The sequence below is a fragment of the Mesorhizobium sp. WSM4845 genome, assembly GCF_055811455.1.
Genome location: NZ_JBVVQA010000020.1, coordinates 70083 through 89424, shown reverse-complemented (window position 1 = coordinate 89424; position 19342 = coordinate 70083). Strand labels below are relative to the sequence as shown.

Here is a 19342-nt window from a genome sequence, read left to right as displayed (position 1 = left end):
AGCTCGACATGATCTTCCGCGAGGACGACTACCGGACCAGAAAGGATAACGGCCCCGAAAACCTCGCTCTGCTTCGGCGCTTCTGCCTCAATACCTTTCGAGCCGACAGCAAAAAGGACACCATGCGCGGCAAAATGATGCGTGCAGGCTGGAACGATGCTTATCTCTACTCATGACTCAAGTGCGATAGCCCTGGCCGCAAGGGGGGAGATTGGCCGTCATCGCTGCTTTCGCCAATCTCCAAGGCTAGAAGTTTGGAGCCGCCAGTGAAGCTGCCATCTCCCCCCGGGAGAGATGGCCGGCAGGACAAAGGGGGCTGTCCCGCCAGCGTTAGATCACATTCAATTCCCTGAACGCCCGCCCTTCGGCGACACGGCTGTACCCGAACGCCGAGCAGTCCACCGTGCGATAACCGCCATGCACGATCAGCTCGGCCAGCGCCTTGCCGACCGCCGGCGCCTGCTGCAGGCCGTGGCCGGAAAAACCGTTGGCGAAGAGGAAATTCCCGACCTGCGGATGCGGGCCGATCACCGCGTTCTGGTCGAGCGTGTTGTAGTCGTAGTGGCCGGCCCAGGCGCGCGTCGGCTTGATCGCCTCGAAGGCGGGAATGCGGGTCGCCAGCACCGGCCAGATCACCTCTTCGAACAGCGGCCAGTCGGGCTCGAAATCGTTGGGGTCGGCGGGGCCGTCGCCCTCTTCGGGTTCGGCCCCGCCGGTGATGTAGACCGAGCCTTCGGGTCGGACATAGATTCCTGAGGGATCGACCAGCATCGGCATGTCGTCATGTTTCTCGCGCGCCTCGAAGATGAAGACATTGCGCTTGCGCGGCTCCACCGGCAGCGCCAGTCCGGCCATTGCAGAAACCTTACCGGCATTCGGCCCGGCGGCGTTGACAACGATGCCGGCGTCGAGCCGCTCGCCATTGTCGAGGCCGACGCTGGTGACACGGTCGCCCTGCCGCTCGATGCCGATCACATCGGCGGAGATGAAATCGATCTTTTTCTCGCGCAGCGCCTTGCGGAACAGCATCAGCATGGCATGCGCGTCGAACCAGCCCTCGCCCGTGCGGCCATAGGCGCCGGCGGTGATGCCCTCGGCCGACAGCCACGGAAACCGGCGGACGAGCGCCTCCGCATCCTCAAGCACGATGTCGGCGCCCTCGGCCATCTGCGTCTGGTGGTTGGCCTTGAGGATCGGCAGCCCGTTCTCGCCGGCAAGGATGAGATAGCCGCCTTCGCGAAAGCCGATATCGGCGTCGGCCCCGAATTCTTCCGTAAGCCGCCGGAACAGTTTCAGCGTGAACTGCGACAGGCGGATGTTTTCGGGAATCGAAAACTGCAGGCGGATCGAAGCGCAGGACAGCGTCGTCGCCGCATGGGCGAACTGCGGGTCGCGCTCGACCAGCGCGATCGAGCCCGAAAACCCTTCCTCGCGCAGATAATAGGCGATCGAGGAGCCGACGATGGCTCCGCCGATGATGACGATGTCGTAGCGCACTTTCTTTTCGCCTTTCCGGTTAGAACCGCCCGTGTCGATCATGCAGCCGGCAGGATGATCTCGAAGCGCGTGCCGCGCTCGGAGTCAACCAGGCGAATCGTGCCATCATGCGCTTTCAGCAGTGCCAGCACGATGCCGGGGCCCATTCCGGTGCCGCCTGAATCGCGGCGCGTGGTGAAGAATGGCTCGAAGATGCGCGCCCGGTTGCTGGGCGAAATGCCGGCTGCCATCGTCGCTCACCAGGACAATGGCCTTGCCGTGCGCGGTCGCGACTGCGAGGAAGGCAAAAGCCTGTCCTCGTTGGGCTCAAGGTCGGCGACATCGACAGCGGGCGCCAAACCCACGCCAAGGGCGAGAAGGACGCGTGTGATGCTGTCGCGCAGCTTTTCCGGATGTTACGGCGGCTTCTAGCGGCCGCCTCCACCACAGGATTTGGCTTTTTCAAACGGGCGCGGCTCGTTCTTCGAGGGGCTAGCATGGGATGACATCTCACAAATGCGTTCGAAAACTCCCATGCATGAAGCGTGCCGGAAAAGAAGTCTGCCCAAGCAATGAGTTCTCGAATTCCAGCTCGTCCGGAACCGGACATTGTCGGATAACCGACGATGCGGGCAGATGGATGCTCGCGGCAGTAACCCTTCCACACCGCAGGCCGGGCAGGGTCAGGTCTGGCATCCACGGGCTGGCCCTTCGCGGCAGCATGGTAGGCCAGATAGTTTTCACTGCGTCGAAATACAGTCGGCCACGTGTTTGGCATCATGTCAGACGCCCCAGAAGAAGCTGGACCCTCTTTGCGACTGCCAAGGTAAACCCAGGAAATTGAGCCGGGCTCGCTCGAGACGCCACGGTGGTGCCTTGGCCGGCCCTTCTCGTCGAAGGCGTCGACCTTCAGCCAGCTGTAGTCGACAGCAAACCTGTCGCCCAGACGATCGCCGCTATCCCGGCCTCGGCCAGGTCGAGCTCGCGGATCGGATTGGTCACGCATTCCGGATCCTAGTCGATGCGACGGTCCGCGGGCTCTTCCGAGAGGTCGAGACGGTGGCGAGCGACATAGGCGTCGGCTTCATCCAGCAGCGACATCAAGCTTGCGTCGCCGCGGGCAATGTTGTTCGCCAGGTCGGGCGCGAAGCTCATCACGCCGTCCTGGTACTTGCTTGTCGTACCGAGGAGCGTAAGCCCCTGCGCGGCCAGACGACCGGAGTCGATCGTCTCGCCGCCGCGCGCGCCGCTCACCGCAACCGTGACGTGTCCGGTGCCGGGTCTCGGGGTCTCGGCGTCCCACTTGCCGAGGGCGCCCAGCCACCATTAGAAGGCGCGCCCGCAATAGGCCCGCGGCGGGCGATCGTGACGGGGATCTGGAAAGGTCCGGTCGCGGCGGTGATGCTGTTGGCTTCGATCACGCCGTCCGGCGTCTCGACGCGGAATCCGGGCCGCCTGACATTTCTTTGCCCGAGCTTGACCTCCACGCCGCAGCGGATCGCGCATTGATTTGCTTTGCATAAGCGACAAAATAGTCGGCGACCTCCTCCTTTGGACGCAAAGTCATCGGGACCGGTCCCCGGAAACTCCATGTCCGGGAACCGGTCATGCCAGGCCCGGCCATTGGCAACGAGGGAGGTCCCACCGCTCCAAGCTCCAAGCTCCAAGCTCCAAGCTCCAAGCGCCCAGCGTTCGGCAATCCGGCCGCGTTCAAGAATTAGATGAGGCACCCCGCACTTGCTCAGGTGCTCGCTCATAGCCACTCCCCCTTGGCCGCCGCCAACGACAAGCGTGTCCACCTTAGAGACGTCGACACGGCCGCACAGCAGCTGGCGCACACACGACCGCGAATTGATCCTATCCCGATCCCGCCTCTCTCACCCCCGCCTCCTCTTCGGGCTAAAGCTTAAGTTTGATGACCGGCTCCATCACTGCGAAGACCGCGTCGTCCGGTAGGTGGGCACTTGATATTATGGCTACCGGGCAGCTTTCGGATGGACGGAACCTCGCGCTCACAAATTTCTCTGGGAACCAGATGCTTGCGCGGACAGCGCGTCTGGAAGGGGCAGCCGCTCGGCGGATCCATCGCCGAGGAAAATGTCGCTTTCGAGCACAATGTGTTTCTAGACGACACAGGTGTCGGCGATCGGGATGGCCGATAAAAGTGCATCGGTATAGGGGTGGTAGGGCGGCGACAATATCTGGTCTGTGGTGCCCTGCTCGACGATGTGGCCGAGATACGTGACCACCCCACGGTCGGCGGTTTGGCATCTCGAATGTTCAGATGATTGGCCACCCAGTGGGGCCGCCGCAGTGCCATGCGCACAGCTCGGCGGAAAGGCGAAATGCACGTGGGAACATTCATCGTGCAAATGAGAGCATAATGGCAATCGATTAGAGCGATCTCGACGAGCGATATATGGAGGCGCTTCGTCGCGTGGTGGGCTGCATCTGGGAGAATTGAGATCAAAAAATTCATCCTACAGCTGAAACGGTTTCTTAGCGGTCAACCAGCTTCCGAAACCTTCGGCAATGAGCGTCATGATGTTAGCTTGGGTTCTAATGGCATCGACCGGATCGCCGATTGCGGAGGCGACGACCAATCTTTGACCTGGGAAAGCGATCACGGATCCTGCGGCGAGAAGGCATGGGACGAACTCTCCGGTGACAATGGCCGCGGCGAACCGCGCATTTTCGGGAGGGACAATGACAAGCTCTGCGGATCCGGCGCAGATGTTCTCTACGCTGGAAGCAGCAAGGATTATCTGACCGCGGGCGTTGACTCACGGCTCCAGGATCGGATGAACGGCTTCGACCCGAGGTTCGGGTGGAAGCCGCACATCATCGTTCTCGTCGATATCGAACGAGATACCTTCACCTTTCATACGGTGGGGTTCTACAGAGACGGTTTTGGCCCGAACTCCGTTGACGACGCCAGCGTAGTGTCCGGCTATCCGGCGAGGTGGCCACGTAGGGCCTTTGCCTCGGGCGCGCCGGACAGCGGCGCACCACTGCGCACCCCAACCATGCCGGCCGTGGCCGGAGACCAGACGCGTTTGCCCTCCAGCGAGATCATTATCTTTCCCTTTAAACGAGCGTGATTCCGAAGCGTGACAATCGATCTCGACCATTAGACGAGCTCATCAAAAGTCGTCTTTGGCTTCCAACCGTGCTTGGTGGCCGCCTTAGCAGGCCCCGCCAAACGGCAGGCCCACCTCAGCCCTGGACCGAAATAGCCGCTTCTATCCGGATCAGCGCCTGTTTACTCCTGCGTTCGCGGCCTACCTCGTCAACGCCTCCCCTTCCAGACGATCTCCCTCTCGACACGCCTGAAGGCAGCCTCGACAAAGGACGGAAAGCGTCTCGCGTTCGCGAGTACAATCGTCAGGCTCGTGTCCGCAGGATTGCGCCAGGAAAGCGAGCGATTAAATTGCGTGGTGTACCCTGGGCATCAGAATTGGGAGGACTCCGTTCCAACTTCCGCCTTGCGCATGACCGGAGAGATTTCCGGTGGGCGTCGCCTCCTGAGCAAAGCTTTTTCATGTTCGTTACTCTCCGTAAACTCGATTGTTTCGATGGAGCGCATCTACGGTATGAATCCACGCATCACCGTAGAGCTTCGAACAGCATCGGTGCGGTTCCGCAACCAGTCAGCGAGCCAAAAACAGCGGCAATGTCGGCTTCTCAAAGATCCATCTGGTCACGCCGCCAAAGAGCCGCTCACGCAGCCGACGGCTGCCATAAGCGCCCATGACTATCATGTCGGCAGACGTCTCGATTGCGTGCTGCGCAAGCACCGTGGCCGCCGGTTTGCCGGCACTTGGCAGTAGGTCAACCGACACCCGAGCACCGTGCCGAGTGAGATAGGCGGCGATGTCGGCTCCAGGCTCCGCGCCGTTCCCGCTATAGTTCGGCTTCGGATCGACCAGGGCGACACGAACTTGCTCAGCAGCGCATAAGACACCCAGCGCTTCCCGAACCGCACGGGACGCCTCGACTCGCGAATCCCAACCGACCAGGACGCGCCGTGGCCACAGGGTCGCCTCAGCGCCCTTCGGCACAACGAGCACCGGCCTTCCCGTATCGAACAAGCAGCCGTTGACAACGGGAGGTCCGAGATTCTCGTCATTGAGGAGACACGGTCCGATGATCGTGAGGTCGGCGCAGAGCGCCCGCTGTCGTGCCACTTCGCCGAGGCTTGCCGGACCGCAATAGTTAGTGTCAACGTCATAGGCGAGCGACATAGCTCTCAGCAGTTTCTGGATATCTTTGGAGCGTTTTTCCATTCTGGCCACGTCCTGTGTAAATCGATCGATTTGCCGAAACCGATCGTTCAATCTGGCAATTGCCTGTCCACGTCCTCCAGGCCACTCGGGGACACCATCTCCGATCGACGGACACGACATAAGGAGCATCGGAGGCGGTATGATCAGTACGGAAAGGTGCGCGCCGACTTCGGCACACAAGCCGGCGGCAGTTCTGACGTCCTGATCGGAATTGTCAGCGCCGGTCGCACAGAGTACGCTTTTAAAAGCCATTTGCCTGCTTCTCCTGAGTATTCGTTTAGGGCGTTTCAGGCCGCAGGACCGGCTCACCGCGCGCGGGAGGGGAGTGGCACCACACCCACCACTTAATTCAGTCGTCCGGCTTCTCGAGCGAATAGCCAGCCGACCTGACGGTGCGAATGACGCTGCCGGGCGAAGCCGTTTTCAGGGCTTTTCTGATGCGACTGATATGCACATCGACGGTGCGTGCACCGACATGGATGTTGGGCGGCCAGGCCGCGCCGATAAGTTCGTCCCGGCTGAAGACCTTCCCGGGAGCTTCAATCATAAGCCGCAGCACGTTGAACTCGATGGGTCCGAGGTGGATGTCGTGGCCGTTACCGCGAACCCGGTGGGCGTCGAGCTTTATCTCGAGGCCGCCACAGGAGAGCCAACCGCCATTTTCAAGACCATTTACACCCCGCTTGGTCAGCGCCAGCCTCGCGCGTAGACAGTCGAGCAGCTTGGCCGGGGCGATCGGCCGCACAAAGCTCTCGTCAATGCCAGCCTTCAGGAGATCGAGGTGCTGGTTCGCCGCGCCCGGCGCGATCAGGGCGATGATGGGCAGGTCGGCGGTCCGCGGCTCCCCCTTGAGCCGGGCGCAGATTGCAGACCCGGTTATGCTCGCTGGCCCGCAGTCCAGCACCACAGCCTTGAAGTCCCGCTGGTCGGCCAATGCAAATGCATCCTTCACGCAGCCTGCCGGCTCACTGGCGAAGCCGTCCGCCTCCAGAACGTGGCTATACATCAGATAGAACTCCGCATCGTCCGAACAGATCAGCACCAGCGGCTTCATCGGCACTATCCCAAGAGCCCCATCGGCCCGGACCGGGTCGGCGGCGTAAGGTGGCCAGCGACGCCTGCTTCCATCACGCGCGTGCTACCTCGGGATAGGTTTCGATGGCTGCGATTGCGTCGCCGACCAGTTTCGTGCCGGCCTCGGCGAGCTTGCGGAGGGTCTCGAAGCCGAACCGATGCACGTCGCGCAGGGTCTTGGACAGAACGACCAGACGCCCGGCGGTGAAAAGCACGCGCCCGAAGTCCTCATGGCTCATTTCGATCATCGGCGATGCCATCAGGCCGGAGCGCTCTTCGATCGCAAGGGCGACGGCAGTGTAAAACTTGTCGAGCCTCCACAGCACGTCCGGATCGGGATCGCCGATTATTGGTATCGTACGGCGCTGTTCTTTGCTGACGATGAAGTCGGCCAGCAACTCGGCGTCCGCTTTGCCGTCCCATGACCCATGGGAATCTTGAGCACGGATCAACCGCACGAGGCATTTGACGAACGGGCTGGCAAGGGCCGCCTCGTCCTCGTTGACAGCAGGGCTAACCGCGACTTCAAACATTTCGCTCTTCCTCGTTTCAGTCCTCGTCCTCGAAGGACGGTTTCTCTCCGGCGACACCAGCTTCGGCCAGCACCTTGCGCAGCCAGGGCGGAGGACATGTCCTCAGCATCGTCTGCGTGCGCAACAGCACCTCTTGGATGGGTTGTGGCTGCGGCACCTTGATTGGATGGATTTTTGCCGAGACAAGCTTGGCTGCCGAAGGTCCGCCGATCGCCAGACAAAACAGGAGGTGGCAGCCCTTCAGCGCTTCCACCTTCGGTGCGATGCGGTCATCCCCCTCGGTCCGATGTTTCCCCCTTTCGTCGGAGACGTCGTCGAAGGCAAGGGCTTCCAGGAGGTTCCATTCCTCGCGCGTCACATCGTAGATGACAAAGCGCTTGGCGGACCCGAAATGTGCATTGAGCTCCTTCATGTCCTGGGTTGCGATTGCCACGCGCAAAGCGCCTGCTTGTCGTTCACGCATCGGACCTTGAACCTCGTCAGTGACGAGTGAGAGGCGACGAACGGGGCCCACCTGGCGTTTCCCGCTTGCGGAATGGATCAAGTTCCTCAGGCGTCGGCGCATGCCGGTCGGCTTGGAACATGTTGGCAACCTCGAAAACCAGATCACGGGTCCCTTGATAGAGGATTGAGAGCGTGTGCTGGCTGCCGAGCCGGTCGAAGACGGGGAAGCCGACGCGCATGAGCGGAATGCCAAGGCGCTGCGACGCCTGGCGTCCGTGTGAATGGGTGACCAGAAGATCAGCGCCGCCGGCAAGCGTTTCCAAATCGCCGAGATCGCCGTTCTGAATCGACTCCGCCGGTACCTTTTCCAGAATTTCCGACATATCGGTCGTCGTGACCGCCGCCGCGATTTCGGAGCCCATGTCCACGAAGAAGGTTGCGTATTGGTAGAGTTGGTCTGGTTCAGCAGCGATCGCAATTTTCTTGCCTCCGAAATGGAAATGTCCGTCGAGCAGCGCATCCTGCAATTGCGCCCGCCGGCGGCGCACACTGGCCGGCACAGGCTCGCCAGAAATCGTGGACAGCAGGGAAACGAACTGATCGGCGCGCTTCAATCCGGTCAGTGACTCGAACAGCACGTAAGGGACACCGGTCACCTTGTGCAGCACCTCGGCCGGCCGGCGCATATGCTCGCCGATGGCGATGCAGTGCTCGGCCGCGCCGAGCTCACGGATGTCCTCGACGCTCGTCCCGCCATAGGTGGTCGGAACCCAGTGGTCTGGTACAGTACCGTCGAGCGAGCCTGAGAGGTCCGGCAAAATCACCGGCTGCAGACCAAAGCTTTCAACCATCTCGCGCAAATGCTCGATGTCAGCCACAGTGAGGTTCCAGCCGGGCAGGATTGCGATCTTCTTTGACTGGCGCGCCCGCTCGCCAGGCCGCGTAATGCCTTCGATCATCGCGGTGACAGCCTTGGCCCAGCCCTCTTCGAGGGCGCCGCTGAAATCCGGCGTGTTGGCCAGCACGATCTCAGTACCCGCGAGTTCTTCCGCCCGTTTCAGCCTGATGTCGGCGATGTCGCCTGCGGAATCTTCGCCACGGGTTTCCACCAGCGCCGTCGTGCAGACCCCGATCAGCTTTGGCTTCGTGCGAGTCTTGAGGTTGAGGATCGCCTCTTCCAGATTGTCTGACCCGCCGAGGATGGTTGTCACTTCATCCATTGCGGTGGTCTGTAGGGGAATCGTTTCCTTGAAATGCCGCACGAACAGCACGAGCGCGAAGCTGGTGCAGCCCTGGGTGCCGTGGAACAGCGGCACTGCGCCGTCGATCCCTAGAAAGGCCAAGGCGGCACCCAGCGGCTGTGACGATTTCAGTGGATTGACCGAGGCTGATTTGGTCTGGGCAAGGATTCGGGTCATCGGATTTCCTCGACACTCGCCGAAATCGTCGGCGTCGTGCCGGCGAATTCCTGGGAAGCGAGCACTGTCGCCGTCTCGTTCTTCGTGCTCGCCTGTTCGTCCTTCACACCAGGCTGGCAATCCCACGGGGCCCGCTCCCGCACCTGGGACCAGATCGGGTTGTGAATGGCGAGGTCGATCTGGCGAACGAGTTCCACCATGCCGTCATAACCGGCGTATGGGTGTTGGCGCTCCTGGTTGATGTCGAGCCAGGGCGTCTTGGCCTTGAGCGCGACGAATTGCGTGCGCCCGCCCGATAGCATGATATCGGCCTTGCCTTCTGAGAGCATGGCGTAAAGGTCGCGCGCTGCCATCTGCTCGAACATGTGGTTGTCGTCCTTTAGGATCTGTTTGATGCGCTCCTTGTCTTTGACCGTGGATTTCTTGACCGAGGTGCCCACGATCTCCATGCCGATCTCCATCAGCGCATGGACGACCGACCAGGACTTCACACCACCCGTGTTGAGCAGCACGCGCTTGCCTTGCAGCCCCCGCCGGTAGGCCTCGAGCTTCTCCCATGCAATCGCCTCCTGCTCAGCGATCAGCGTCTCTGTGCGGTCGAGGATCTCCGGATCGGCGCCCTTCCTCACCAGCAGCTTAGCAATTTTGCGAAGTGCTTCCGAAGTGTCTGAAATCCCGTAGAAGGAGCCTTCGAAGAAAGGGATGTCCCAGCGCTCGTCCATCTTGCGGGCTAGGTTGATGAGGGCCGTCGAGCACACCACCATAGCCGCCCGGGCGCGGTGCGCAGAGGCAATGTCGAGATAGCGAGCGTCGCCCGGAATGCAGGCGCGAACCCGGATCCCGAGCCGATCGAGGAGCGGCTTTATCAGCCAGAATTCGCCGGAAAGGTTGAATTCACCAAGGATGTTGATGTCGTACGGCCCGGCGTCGTCGGGTTCCACCGTGCCGATGACATGGTCGAGCAACGCCTCGGCGGCGAGCTTGTTGCCGAGGTTCTTGGAGCCGGCTAGGCCCGGGGCATTGACCGGGACCACGGCCAAGCCGAATTTTTCGGCGGCGCGTTTGCAGACTGCCTCGATATCATCGCCGATGAGCGCCGTCACGCAGGTCGAATAGACAAAGACTGCCGGCGGCGCATACGCTTCCTTGATTTCGCGGATCGCCTTGAAGAGCTTCCGCTCGCCCTGCCCCATCACCACATCGAGTTCGGTAAGGTCGGTCGTGAAGCTTGTGCGCCACAAGGTTGGCCCAGACGAAGCTGCACCGCGGTTGTCCCAGGAATTGCCCTCGCAGGCGAGCGGCGCATGGACCAGGTGCGCAACGTCAGTGATCGGCTGCAGGACGATCTTGGCCCCGTCAAAGGCGCAACCGCCCGCTGCCGCTCCCGGCGTCAGCGGCCTTGCGCAGCCCTCCTTGCGCGCCTTGGCATCCTTGCCGCGGTTCTTGTCGCAGGCGGGCTCTTCGAAAACGTCCTGGATCTTGGCACTGAGCGATGCCATTGCGTCAGTCCCCAAAGCCCATTCGGCAATGAACCGCCTGGGCGAAAAGCCGGCCGTGTCTTCTAGCGGGTGAGGTCATAGGAATAGTCCGTCACGCCCGTCTGGCTCGTCTCGCGATCGAGCTTGTCGAAGATCTTGTCGAGGATCGTCGTCAGCACGCGTAACCCGCCTTGGTAGCCCATGAGAGCAAAGCGATGGTGGTGGTGTCGGTCGAAGATCGGAAACGTCAGCCGGACCAGCGGCGTGCCGGTGTCGCGCTCCAGATACTTGCCATAGGAATTGCCGATCAGCAGGTCCACTGGCTCGGTGAAGAGCAGCGACCGCATAGCCCAAAGGTCTTTGCCCGCCCAGACCTGAGCGTCCTTGCCGAAGGGCGAGGATGCAAGCAGTTCCTTCAACTCGGCTTCCCACGCCGAGGTGCCGTTGGTGGCGAGGCAATGTGTCGGCTCGCCGCCCGTTTCCATGACGAAGCGGGCCATGGCGTACACGAAGTCCGGGTCGCCGTAGATCGCGTATTTCTTGCCGTGCAGCCAGGACTGGCTGTCCGCCATGGCATCAATCAGTCGGCCGCGCTCCAGCCGGATTGCCTCGGGGATTTCCTTCCCGGAAAGCGCCGAGATCTTCATCAGGAATTCGTCAGTCGCCTGGACGCCGAGCGGATAATGGAATGAAGCCGTGGCCTGCCCGACTTGCCCGCAGTAGTCGAGGGTTTTTCGGGTGTTGTAGTACTGCAGTGAAACCGTCGCCTCGGCGTCGAGTGCCCCCTTCACCTCTTCGATCTTCGTGCCGCCGTCATACATCCGGTATTCCCCGTCCGATGGGGTGTCGAACTGGTCAGACGCGTCCTGGATGAAGGTGTAGGACACACCCATCACATCGAGCAGGCGTTTGAGTTCCCGGTTGTTGCCAACGCAGAAGCCGTCGAAGCCCGGAATGACGTTGACGGTTCCCTTGGCTTCCGTGCGCTCCTGGCCTTTCCAGAAGTGCTCCAGAATGCCCTTCAGCATGCCATCATAGCCGTCGACATGGCTACCGACGAAGGCGGGCGTGTGGGCAAAGGGCACGTCAAAGTCGCGCGGGACCGAATTTTCGTCTTTGGCGTTCTCGATGAAACTGTGCAAGTCGTCGCCAATGACCTCCGCCATACAGGTCGTCGAAACTGCGATCATCTTCGGGTCGTAAAGCTGGTAGGTGTTGGCGAGCCCGTCGACCAGGTTCTTCAGGCCGCCGAATACTGCCGCGTCCTCGGTCATCGAGGAGGAAACCGCCGAAGCAGGCTCCTTGAAATGGCGCGACAGGTGCGAGCGGTAATAGGCTACGCAGCCCTGGCTGCCATGGACGAAGGACATGGTCCGCTCGAAGCCCGCGGCCGCGAATACCGCGCCGAGGGGCTGACAAGCCTTGGCGGGATTTATCACAAGCGCTTCTCGGGCGAGGTTCTTTTCGCGGTATTCCCAGGTCTTGGTGAATTCGCCATGATCGGTAACGATCTGATCCGGGTGCGGACATTCGAAATTCAGCTTCTTCTCGGCGAGCATCTGCCTGTATTCCGGCTCGCGGAACAGAGGAGCGTGGTCGAGAATCTTTTCGGCCGACTGCGGCATTGGTATTCCTCTTTGTAATCTGGCCGCGCCATTCGGCAGCTCAGATAGGTCGAGACGTTTCCGGTTTCCCGGGGCTCACAAGCCCGCGGGGTTCGTGGTCTCTCTGGGGAGACTAGGCCAGGACAGGGCGTCTATTCGGCAGCTATCGCCCGCCCACTGGGCGGGCTTTCTTTCCAAGGGGCCTGGTAGAGATCCCAGACCGGATTGTTGATGGCAAGATCCACGTCGCGTGCGAAAATGGCAAAGCCGTCATAGCCGTGATAAGGTCCCGAATAGTCCCAGGAGTGCATCTGACGGAACGGAATGCCCATCTTCTGCACCGGGTATTTTTCCTTGATGCCGGAGCCCACGAGGTTGGGGCGAACTCCCTCGATGAATTTCTCCAACTCGTAGCCGGTAACGTCATCGTAGATCAGCGTTCCGTTCTTTACGTAATGACCGGTGCGCTGATAGTCATCGTTATGGCCGAACTCGTAGCCGGTGCCGACGATGACCATGCCGAGGTCCTCGTAAGCTGTGATGACGTGGCGGGGCCGCAGGCCGCCGACGTAGAGCATGACGGTATTGCCTTCGAGACGCGGCCGGTACTTGGAGATTACGGCGTCAACAAGAGGTCTGTACTTGGCGATCACCGTCTCGGTTTTCTCCTCGATTTCCGGCCCGAAATGCTTGGCTATGTTGCGCAGGGAGGTCTCGATCTGGGACGGTCCGAAGAAATTGTACTCCATCCAGGCGACGCCATACTTTTCCTCCATATGCCGGCAGATGTAGTTCATCGAGCGATAGCAGTGGATGAGATTGAGCTTGGCCTTTGGCGCGCGTTCAATCTCGGCGAGTGTTGCGTCGCCCGACCAGTTGCCGACCACGCGCAATCCTATCTCCTCAAGCAAGATGCGCGAGGCCCAGGCGTCGCCGCCAATATTGTAGTCGCCGATCACATTGATGTCGTAAGCTGCGGCCTCGAACTCGATGTCCTTCTTGTCGAAGACCCAGTCGCGGATCGAGTCATTGGCGATGTGGTGGCCGAGTGATTGCGAGACGCCGCGGAAACCCTCGCAGCGCACCGGCACGATAGTCTTTTCGTATTCCTTGGCCTTCTTACGAGAAACTGCCTCGGTGTCATCGCCAATGAGACCGATCGGGCATTCGGACTGCACCGTGATGCCGTTGTTCAGCGGAAACAGTCGCTCGATCTCGTCGATGATCTGTTCCAGTTTCTTGTCACCCCCGAAGACAATGTCTTTCTCCTGGAAATCGGAGGTGAACTGCATTGTCCCGAACGTGTCGATGCCCGTTGTGCCCACATAGTAATTGCGTCGCTGTGACCAGGAATATTGGCCGCAACCGACGGGGCCGTGCGAGATATGGACCATATCCTTGACGGGGCCCCAGACCACGCCCTTTGAGCCGGCATAGGCGCAGCCGCGTATTGTCATCACCCCGGGGATGGACTTGATGTTCGATTTGACGTCGCATTCGGAAAGGATCTCACTTTCCCCGCCAGCCTCATCCCCGCTCTTTGCGACGCTGAGGTGTTTTTTGCGGCGCTTCGCCGCTTTGTCGGGATATTGCGATAGCACCTCCTCGATAAGCTTCGCATGGAGAGCACCATCATTCTCGTATTCCAGGCTCATGGGACCCCTTTCAAGGTGTCTGATGACGCCCCACCGATGAGGCGCCCGTTCTTTGCAAAGCGCCCCAACTCGAGAGGCGACCAATATCGGTCGTTACTGGGCGGCCGTCTTGGCCGCTTCCTTGGCCTGAAGCTCGGCAAGCATCTGCTCGTCGGTTTTCATGATGCCGAAGTCGAGCAGCATGTCCTCGAGCTCCTCCATGGTGATCGGCGTCGGGATGGTGCCCTGGCCAGAATTGGCATGGATCTTCTCGGCCAGCGCGCGGTACTCTCCGGCCTGCTTGGAATCCGGCGCATACTGGATAACTGACATCTTCCTGAGCTCGGCGTGCTGGACGATGTTGTCGCGCGGCACGAAGTGGATGAGCTTGGAATTGAGCCTGGAAGCCAGGGCTTCAGCGAGGTCGAGCTCACGGTCGGTTTGACGTTCGTTGCAGATCAGGCCTCCGAGCCGCACGCCCCCCGAATGGGCATATTTCAGGATGCCCTTGGCGATGTTGTTGGCGGCATAGAGCGCCATCATCTCCCCGGACATGACGATGTAGATTTCCTGCGCCTTGCCTTCGCGGATCGGCATCGCGAAACCGCCGCAAACCACGTCGCCGAGCACGTCGTAGGAGACATAGTCGACATCGTCATAGGCGCCGTTTTCCTCGAGGAAGTTGATCGATGTGATGACGCCTCGGCCGGCGCAGCCAACACCCGGCTCCGGGCCGCCGGACTCCACGCACTTGATGCCTCTGTAGCCAATCTTGAGCACGTCCTGCAGCTCGAGATCTTCCACCGAACCTTCCTGTGCCGCCAGATGCAGCACAGTATCCTGAGCCTTCGAGTTCAGGATCAGGCGGGTGGAGTCGGCCTTGGGGTCGCAGCCGACGATGAGGATTCTCTGCCCGAGGTCGACCAGGGCGGCGAGCGTGTTTTGGGAGGTGGTGGACTTGCCGATGCCGCCCTTTCCGTAAAAGGCGATCTGACGCAGACCTGACATTATAGATTTCCTTCCTTCGTTCCATCCGTCGCGGCTGGCCGCAATTTGAATGCCGATGGGCAGCTTTTGCCGCCTCACACCGAAAGGGTCTCAAGACTCGTGCCAAGTAGACTGGCTTATAACCAACAGGGATTTTTTCGTTTATATCCCGCGAGGTAGCCTGAGCTCCCACAAGTATTTGCTGCCAAACAAGTGATTGTCGGAACAAGCCCTGTAGCGGACCCGACAATGCCCGACAAAAGGCGTCAGCTTCGAGACAGCTAGGGAGGAAGCTGGGCCTTCGAGCTAGAGCCGACTTTTGGCTGCATACAGGCGGCGGCAAAGCGACCGGCTGCGTGCCCCGCTGCGGGACATCGGACGTCCGTGCTCGGTAGCTGGTTGCGCATGGCTGGTTCGAGACTGGCCCGCGAAGTCGGCATGGAACATGACTGATGCGACGCCTGCCGACGATCACATCCTGGTCCGTCTGGGACAAACCGGCACTGATATTGCACGCGGCGCTGTCAAAACATGTCGGGCAGCGATGAACATTCCCTTCGTGCGACGCCGCCGGCAACGGCGTGCTCCTGGCATGAATGCGGGTCAATGCAGCCAACCCATGTTGCAGTTGCACCCAAGGTGGCGAGCTTATTCATGACCGAATCCGCGACAGGCTTCATGGAGACTTTTCTGCACGGCCCAGAAAAGCCGGATCGACGGTCTCGTCCCGCATGGGGCGCGGTCATATCGCTTGGCCTGGGGACCTTCGGGCTTGTGGCGGCAGAGCTTTTGCCTGCCAGCGTGCTGACGCCGCTCGCCCATGATCTGCATATCACAGAGGGTGCGGCTGGACAGACGATGACAGCGACTGCCATTGCCGCGGCGATTTCGGCGCCGACGATCGCCTTCATAACAAAGCGCCTCGACCGCAGAGTCGTCCTGTGGGCGATGATGCTGCTTCAGATCCTGTCCAACCTTCTGGCGGGTGTCGCCTGGTCGCTGCCGGTTTTCCTGGCGGCACGCGTCGTGCTCGGCGTTGCACTTGGGGGCTTCTGGTCGATTTCGGCATCGCTGGCGGTGCGGCTGGTTCCAAATCACCTCGTGCCGCGCGCCCTGTCAATCATCCTCACCGGCGTTTCGGTCGCTATCGTTTGCGCACCTCCAATCGGCGCCTATGTCGGCGACATCTGGGGATGGCGAGCCACCTTCATGATCGCCGCTGCCGTCAATGCCGTTACATTGCTGGTGCAACTCGTAACCCTTCCGACGTTGCCGCCGGTTGAAATGGCTGGATTCCGCGGTCTGCTGAATGTGGTCAAGAAGCCAACCATCAAGGTCGCACTTTTGGTGGTGCTGCTGGTCGCTTCTGGGCACTTCGCCAGCTTCACCTATGTCCGGGCTTATCTCGAGAAGATTCCAGCGCTCCATATCGAGACGATCTCGCTGCTGTTGCTCGTTTCGGGAGTATGCGGATTCTTCGGCAATTTTGCCGGCGCATTCCTGGCCAAACACAGCCTCAAGGCTGTCGCGGCGCTGCCGCCCCTGCTCATGGCGATAGCCGCTGTCTCGTTGCTGATGCCTGGAGCATCGGCCTTCGCCTCGGCCATTGCGGTTGCTGTATGGAGCTTTGGCTTCGGTGCGGTGCCGGTGGGGGTACAGACTTGGATGGTGCTGCGCGCCGTTCCCGAGCAGGCCGAAAGCGCCGGTGTGCTGATGACCTCAACGTTCCAAATTGCCATCGCAGCCGGCGCGATCTTCGGCGGAGTGCTTGTGAATAATGCCGGCGTCGCCAGTGTGTTCGCCTACAGCGCGGTTGCCACGTTGCTTGCCGCCCTCACAGTGTTCCTGTTCGGCCCGAAACGCGCAACCTAACCTCTGACGGGCGAGACCTTCAGCTCAGCGCCTGCGATGCAGCCGTACCAGCCGCGTGGCGCGATCCTTCCCACGACCACTTTGTCGGTCAGGCCTGGTCTCGCCTAAGCCGCATGGATCGCGGCTACTGCCGACAGGGCCTTGACCAGTGCCGGGCGCCGGCCTTAACCGTTCGCGACTCCGGGAAGTGCATCAGCGTTCGCCCGGGCGCAGTTGGTCAGGTTACGCAGCCCGGGCGAGCGCGGTCGCGCTTGGCAGCGGTGCGAGCGCGGTCGCGCTTGGCAGCGGGGCGACCGGGCACCGTTCTTGAGGCGCCGACCGTCCCGGTCTCGATTTGGAACTCCGCGCGAAACGCCGGGCCGGCCCGTAGGTCGACTTGTGCGCGCCACCTCATCGTGCGCAACAGTCGCTGAGAGGACGGCATTCCCGGCAGCACGCCTGCATGATCCGAATGTCAATTCCAACCCACGATAGGCTGCGCGAGTGCCGGCCAAAGAGAAGGCGCACGCAGAATGTCGCTCGCCAAACGAACTTACGAAGCGTCAAACTCACTGTCAGCTCGTTAATCCTCTCTTTGAGAGCGACCTGACCAGCTTGCTGTCTACGGCAAGCGAATGCGATGTACGGTCATCGGTGGTCCAATCAGCAAGCTCTACCAAGCCAGCGACACGGTATGGTCAACCGACAGCGACAGCTTTGGCAAGCACTTGCGCGCATGGTGCCGCCTGATCGCAATGCGAGTTCGCTCCAGCGCCGGAACGGGCCTATTCGCTGGAGCAACCTCCGTGGAAATCGACAGGGGTCCTTCGGTCCGAAATTAGGGACTTTGCGGAGATGCATCAAACACATCGCGCACAAGCGCCAGCATACTCGAATTTCGTTTCGTCAAAACCGCGCGCGGGGCAATGGTTGCAAGGCTTGGCGATTGCCCCCATGATGGTACCGAGCAGCCGCGATATTCTGTTATCAGCTATGTCGGCCCATCGGTCAGGTTCGCTTTCTTTGGCGAGTGTCACTGTCGATCCGAAAGTCGGGGCGACGTGGTGCTCAGCGGACGTCGCGTCGCTCGATCTGCGATCCAACCCATAAGCGCTTCCATCGGTCCTCGCTGGAATAAGCGCAGCCAAAGCACCGCGAAAGCGCTTACAGCCACGATGAAGCCAAACAGCGCGGACAGCGAGTGAGGTCTTCCGAGCATATATATTCCCAGAATATGCAGAAGATAGGCCGTCAAAGGCATCGAGCCGACCGCGATTATTGGCGAGACCAGCTTTCGCACGAACGGGAGCGCATCGATGGCAAGCGAGCAAGCCGCCACGACGATCATTGCGCAACCGGCGCTGCCAAAAATCCAGAACGTCGTCTCGCTATGAGGCGAGGCAATCCATAGCCAACTCGTTGTGAGATCGTCCAAGTCCAGCCACCACCAGGGCTGAGGAGTCAGCTCAAGTTCTTGCAAATTGGCCAGCTCTGCGCTTACCCCAGGCATCAAATGCAGCGCGAGCCAGGATCCTCCAAAGCCCAACACGGCCAGCGCGACGCCGGCTACACCAAGGCGCAAATGCATTGCGCGCGTGCGATGGTCAAAGCGCGCAATGGCCATGCCTGCGATCAGCAAAGGAACCCAGGTCAAGGCGGGATAGGTGCCGCTGACCAGGAGGGTGAACACCTCAGGGTCTGAGCTCCCGGAGCCAAACATTTTGAGAAGGAGGAAACGCACCTGCGGGAGAACCAATGCTGTCACCGCCGCGAGCAACCCGAGCCGCTGTGCGCTGAGCCGACATAGCGGCAGGACCAACAGGAAGCAGACGCCGTAGTATGCCAGAATGACCGAGACGGGCGCGTGGACATAGGTGAGGATTTCGCCAAGGGCGAGCAGGATAAGGCCGCGAATTGCAACCTTGGCAATGGCCTGTCTACCGGCTAGCGCCGATTTCGGCGGGTTGCGGCCGGCAATCAGGATGAGCGAAAAACCCGTTAATACGGCAAACAGGACGGACGAGCGCCCAAAGGGCAATTCCATCATACGCCCGGCCAGTCCGTCGCCCCTGCCGGGACCGACATGGACGGCATACATGCCGAAGACGGCCAAGCCGCGAGCAAGGTCGATGCCGATCAGCCGAGCCGCAGGCCACCCATCTCGTGACCCGCTCTCCAAGATGCGGTGCGGCAGTGCCATGGTGGGTTCCTTCGTTGGTTGTGTCCATCGCGGGACCCGCGATATGAGTGCCTGTCGGCTGCTGCCGTCCTCTCGCCCCGGGCGCAAAGCTCGTGCCAATGGCGGATCGAGCCTATAGCCTGCCCGGAATCACGGACCTGGGTCGCCTAGCCTGTGGCGCGGACTCGACAACCGGCCCAAGTGTCACGAAGCCGACGTTTTGCACGGATGAGTGGTCCGAGAGATCACTGAACACGGACTATCCGACCAGCACGCTGCGGGGGCCTCAGTGATCGCGGCCAGCTTCAGCCGTTTTATGAACGGCTGGCCCTAGCCACCGTCCTTCAAGATTCGCCGAACTGCAGCGGATCGGGTTTC

At 60.9% G+C, this 19342-nt stretch carries 14 protein-coding genes and 3 pseudogenes; 3 read left to right on the top strand and 14 right to left on the bottom strand.

The window, feature by feature from the left end; genetic code table 11:
• The first annotated feature begins 8 nt into the window (after positions 1-8).
• Entirely contained in the window at positions 9-176 is a 168-nt protein-coding gene (locus AC0L2C_RS22000) for a transposase (RefSeq protein WP_473524433.1), read from the top strand.
• A 154-nt stretch (positions 177-330) separates the two neighbouring features.
• Here AC0L2C_RS22000 and AC0L2C_RS21995 read toward each other — a convergent pair whose 3' ends face one another.
• From AC0L2C_RS21995 to AC0L2C_RS21980, 4 genes and pseudogenes are all read right to left on the bottom strand, one after another.
• Positions 331-1497, bottom strand: coding sequence for an NAD(P)/FAD-dependent oxidoreductase (locus tag AC0L2C_RS21995; RefSeq protein ID WP_473524432.1), 1167 nt, complete (start codon positions 1495-1497; stop codon positions 331-333).
• 38 nt (positions 1498-1535) lie between these two features.
• Positions 1536-1761: pseudogene (locus AC0L2C_RS21990) on the bottom strand (ATP-binding protein); the annotation flags it as partial.
• Between the two features lie 406 nt (positions 1762-2167).
• Positions 2168-3233 (bottom strand): annotated as a pseudogene (locus AC0L2C_RS21985) (NAD(P)/FAD-dependent oxidoreductase); the annotation flags it as partial.
• A gap of 142 nt (positions 3234-3375) precedes the next feature.
• Positions 3376-3737, bottom strand: a pseudogene (locus AC0L2C_RS21980) (oligopeptide/dipeptide ABC transporter ATP-binding protein); the annotation flags it as partial.
• Positions 3738-4028: 291 nt separating this feature from the next.
• Between AC0L2C_RS21980 and AC0L2C_RS21975 the strand changes: the two are divergent.
• On the top strand, positions 4029-4577 hold the full coding sequence (locus tag AC0L2C_RS21975) for a hypothetical protein (RefSeq protein ID WP_473524431.1): 549 nt from the start codon (positions 4029-4031) through the stop codon (positions 4575-4577).
• A gap of 549 nt (positions 4578-5126) precedes the next feature.
• Here AC0L2C_RS21975 and AC0L2C_RS21970 read toward each other — a convergent pair.
• From AC0L2C_RS21970 to nifH, 9 genes are all read right to left on the bottom strand, one after another.
• The gene (locus AC0L2C_RS21970; protein ID WP_473524430.1) at positions 5127-6014 is read right to left on the bottom strand and encodes a universal stress protein; all 888 of its coding nucleotides are present in this window, start codon (positions 6012-6014) and stop codon (positions 5127-5129) included.
• Between the two features lie 97 nt (positions 6015-6111).
• A complete protein-coding gene (locus AC0L2C_RS21965; protein ID WP_473524429.1) occupies positions 6112-6816 on the bottom strand; it encodes a response regulator transcription factor in 705 nt (234 codons plus the stop codon).
• A 73-nt stretch (positions 6817-6889) separates the two neighbouring features.
• On the bottom strand, positions 6890-7369 hold the full coding sequence (locus AC0L2C_RS21960; RefSeq protein WP_473524428.1) for a NifX-associated nitrogen fixation protein: 480 nt from the start codon (positions 7367-7369) through the stop codon (positions 6890-6892).
• A gap of 16 nt (positions 7370-7385) precedes the next feature.
• Entirely contained in the window at positions 7386-7883 is a 498-nt protein-coding gene (gene nifX, locus AC0L2C_RS21955; RefSeq protein ID WP_163603092.1) for a nitrogen fixation protein NifX, read from the bottom strand.
• Positions 7849-9231, bottom strand: coding sequence for a nitrogenase iron-molybdenum cofactor biosynthesis protein NifN (gene nifN / locus AC0L2C_RS21950; protein ID WP_473524427.1), 1383 nt, complete (start codon positions 9229-9231; stop codon positions 7849-7851). Before nifN ends, nifX begins: the two co-directional genes overlap by 35 nt.
• Positions 9228-10730: a nitrogenase iron-molybdenum cofactor biosynthesis protein NifE gene (gene nifE, locus AC0L2C_RS21945; RefSeq protein WP_473524426.1), complete on the bottom strand. Its 1503-nt coding sequence runs from the start codon at positions 10728-10730 to the stop codon at positions 9228-9230. The genes nifN and nifE overlap by 4 nt, the downstream gene beginning before the upstream one ends.
• A gap of 62 nt (positions 10731-10792) precedes the next feature.
• Positions 10793-12334 carry a nitrogenase molybdenum-iron protein subunit beta gene (gene nifK / locus AC0L2C_RS21940; RefSeq protein WP_473524425.1) on the bottom strand — a complete coding sequence of 514 codons (1542 nt, stop codon included), beginning with the start codon at positions 12332-12334 and terminating at the stop codon, positions 10793-10795.
• Positions 12335-12465: 131 nt separating this feature from the next.
• Positions 12466-13968 (bottom strand): nitrogenase molybdenum-iron protein alpha chain, encoded by a 1503-nt coding sequence (nifD, locus tag AC0L2C_RS21935; RefSeq protein WP_473524424.1) that lies wholly within the window; start codon positions 13966-13968, stop codon positions 12466-12468.
• A 93-nt stretch (positions 13969-14061) separates the two neighbouring features.
• Positions 14062-14955 (bottom strand): nitrogenase iron protein, encoded by an 894-nt coding sequence (gene nifH, locus AC0L2C_RS21930; protein ID WP_404926324.1) that lies wholly within the window; start codon positions 14953-14955, stop codon positions 14062-14064.
• A gap of 633 nt (positions 14956-15588) precedes the next feature.
• Here nifH and AC0L2C_RS21925 point away from each other — a divergent pair.
• Entirely contained in the window at positions 15589-16806 is a 1218-nt protein-coding gene (locus AC0L2C_RS21925; protein ID WP_473524423.1) for an MFS transporter, read from the top strand.
• 1012 nt (positions 16807-17818) lie between these two features.
• Here AC0L2C_RS21925 and AC0L2C_RS21920 read toward each other — a convergent pair.
• Positions 17819-18985: a DUF418 domain-containing protein gene (locus AC0L2C_RS21920; RefSeq protein WP_473524422.1), complete on the bottom strand. Its 1167-nt coding sequence runs from the start codon at positions 18983-18985 to the stop codon at positions 17819-17821.
• Positions 18986-19342: the final 357 nt, after the last annotated feature.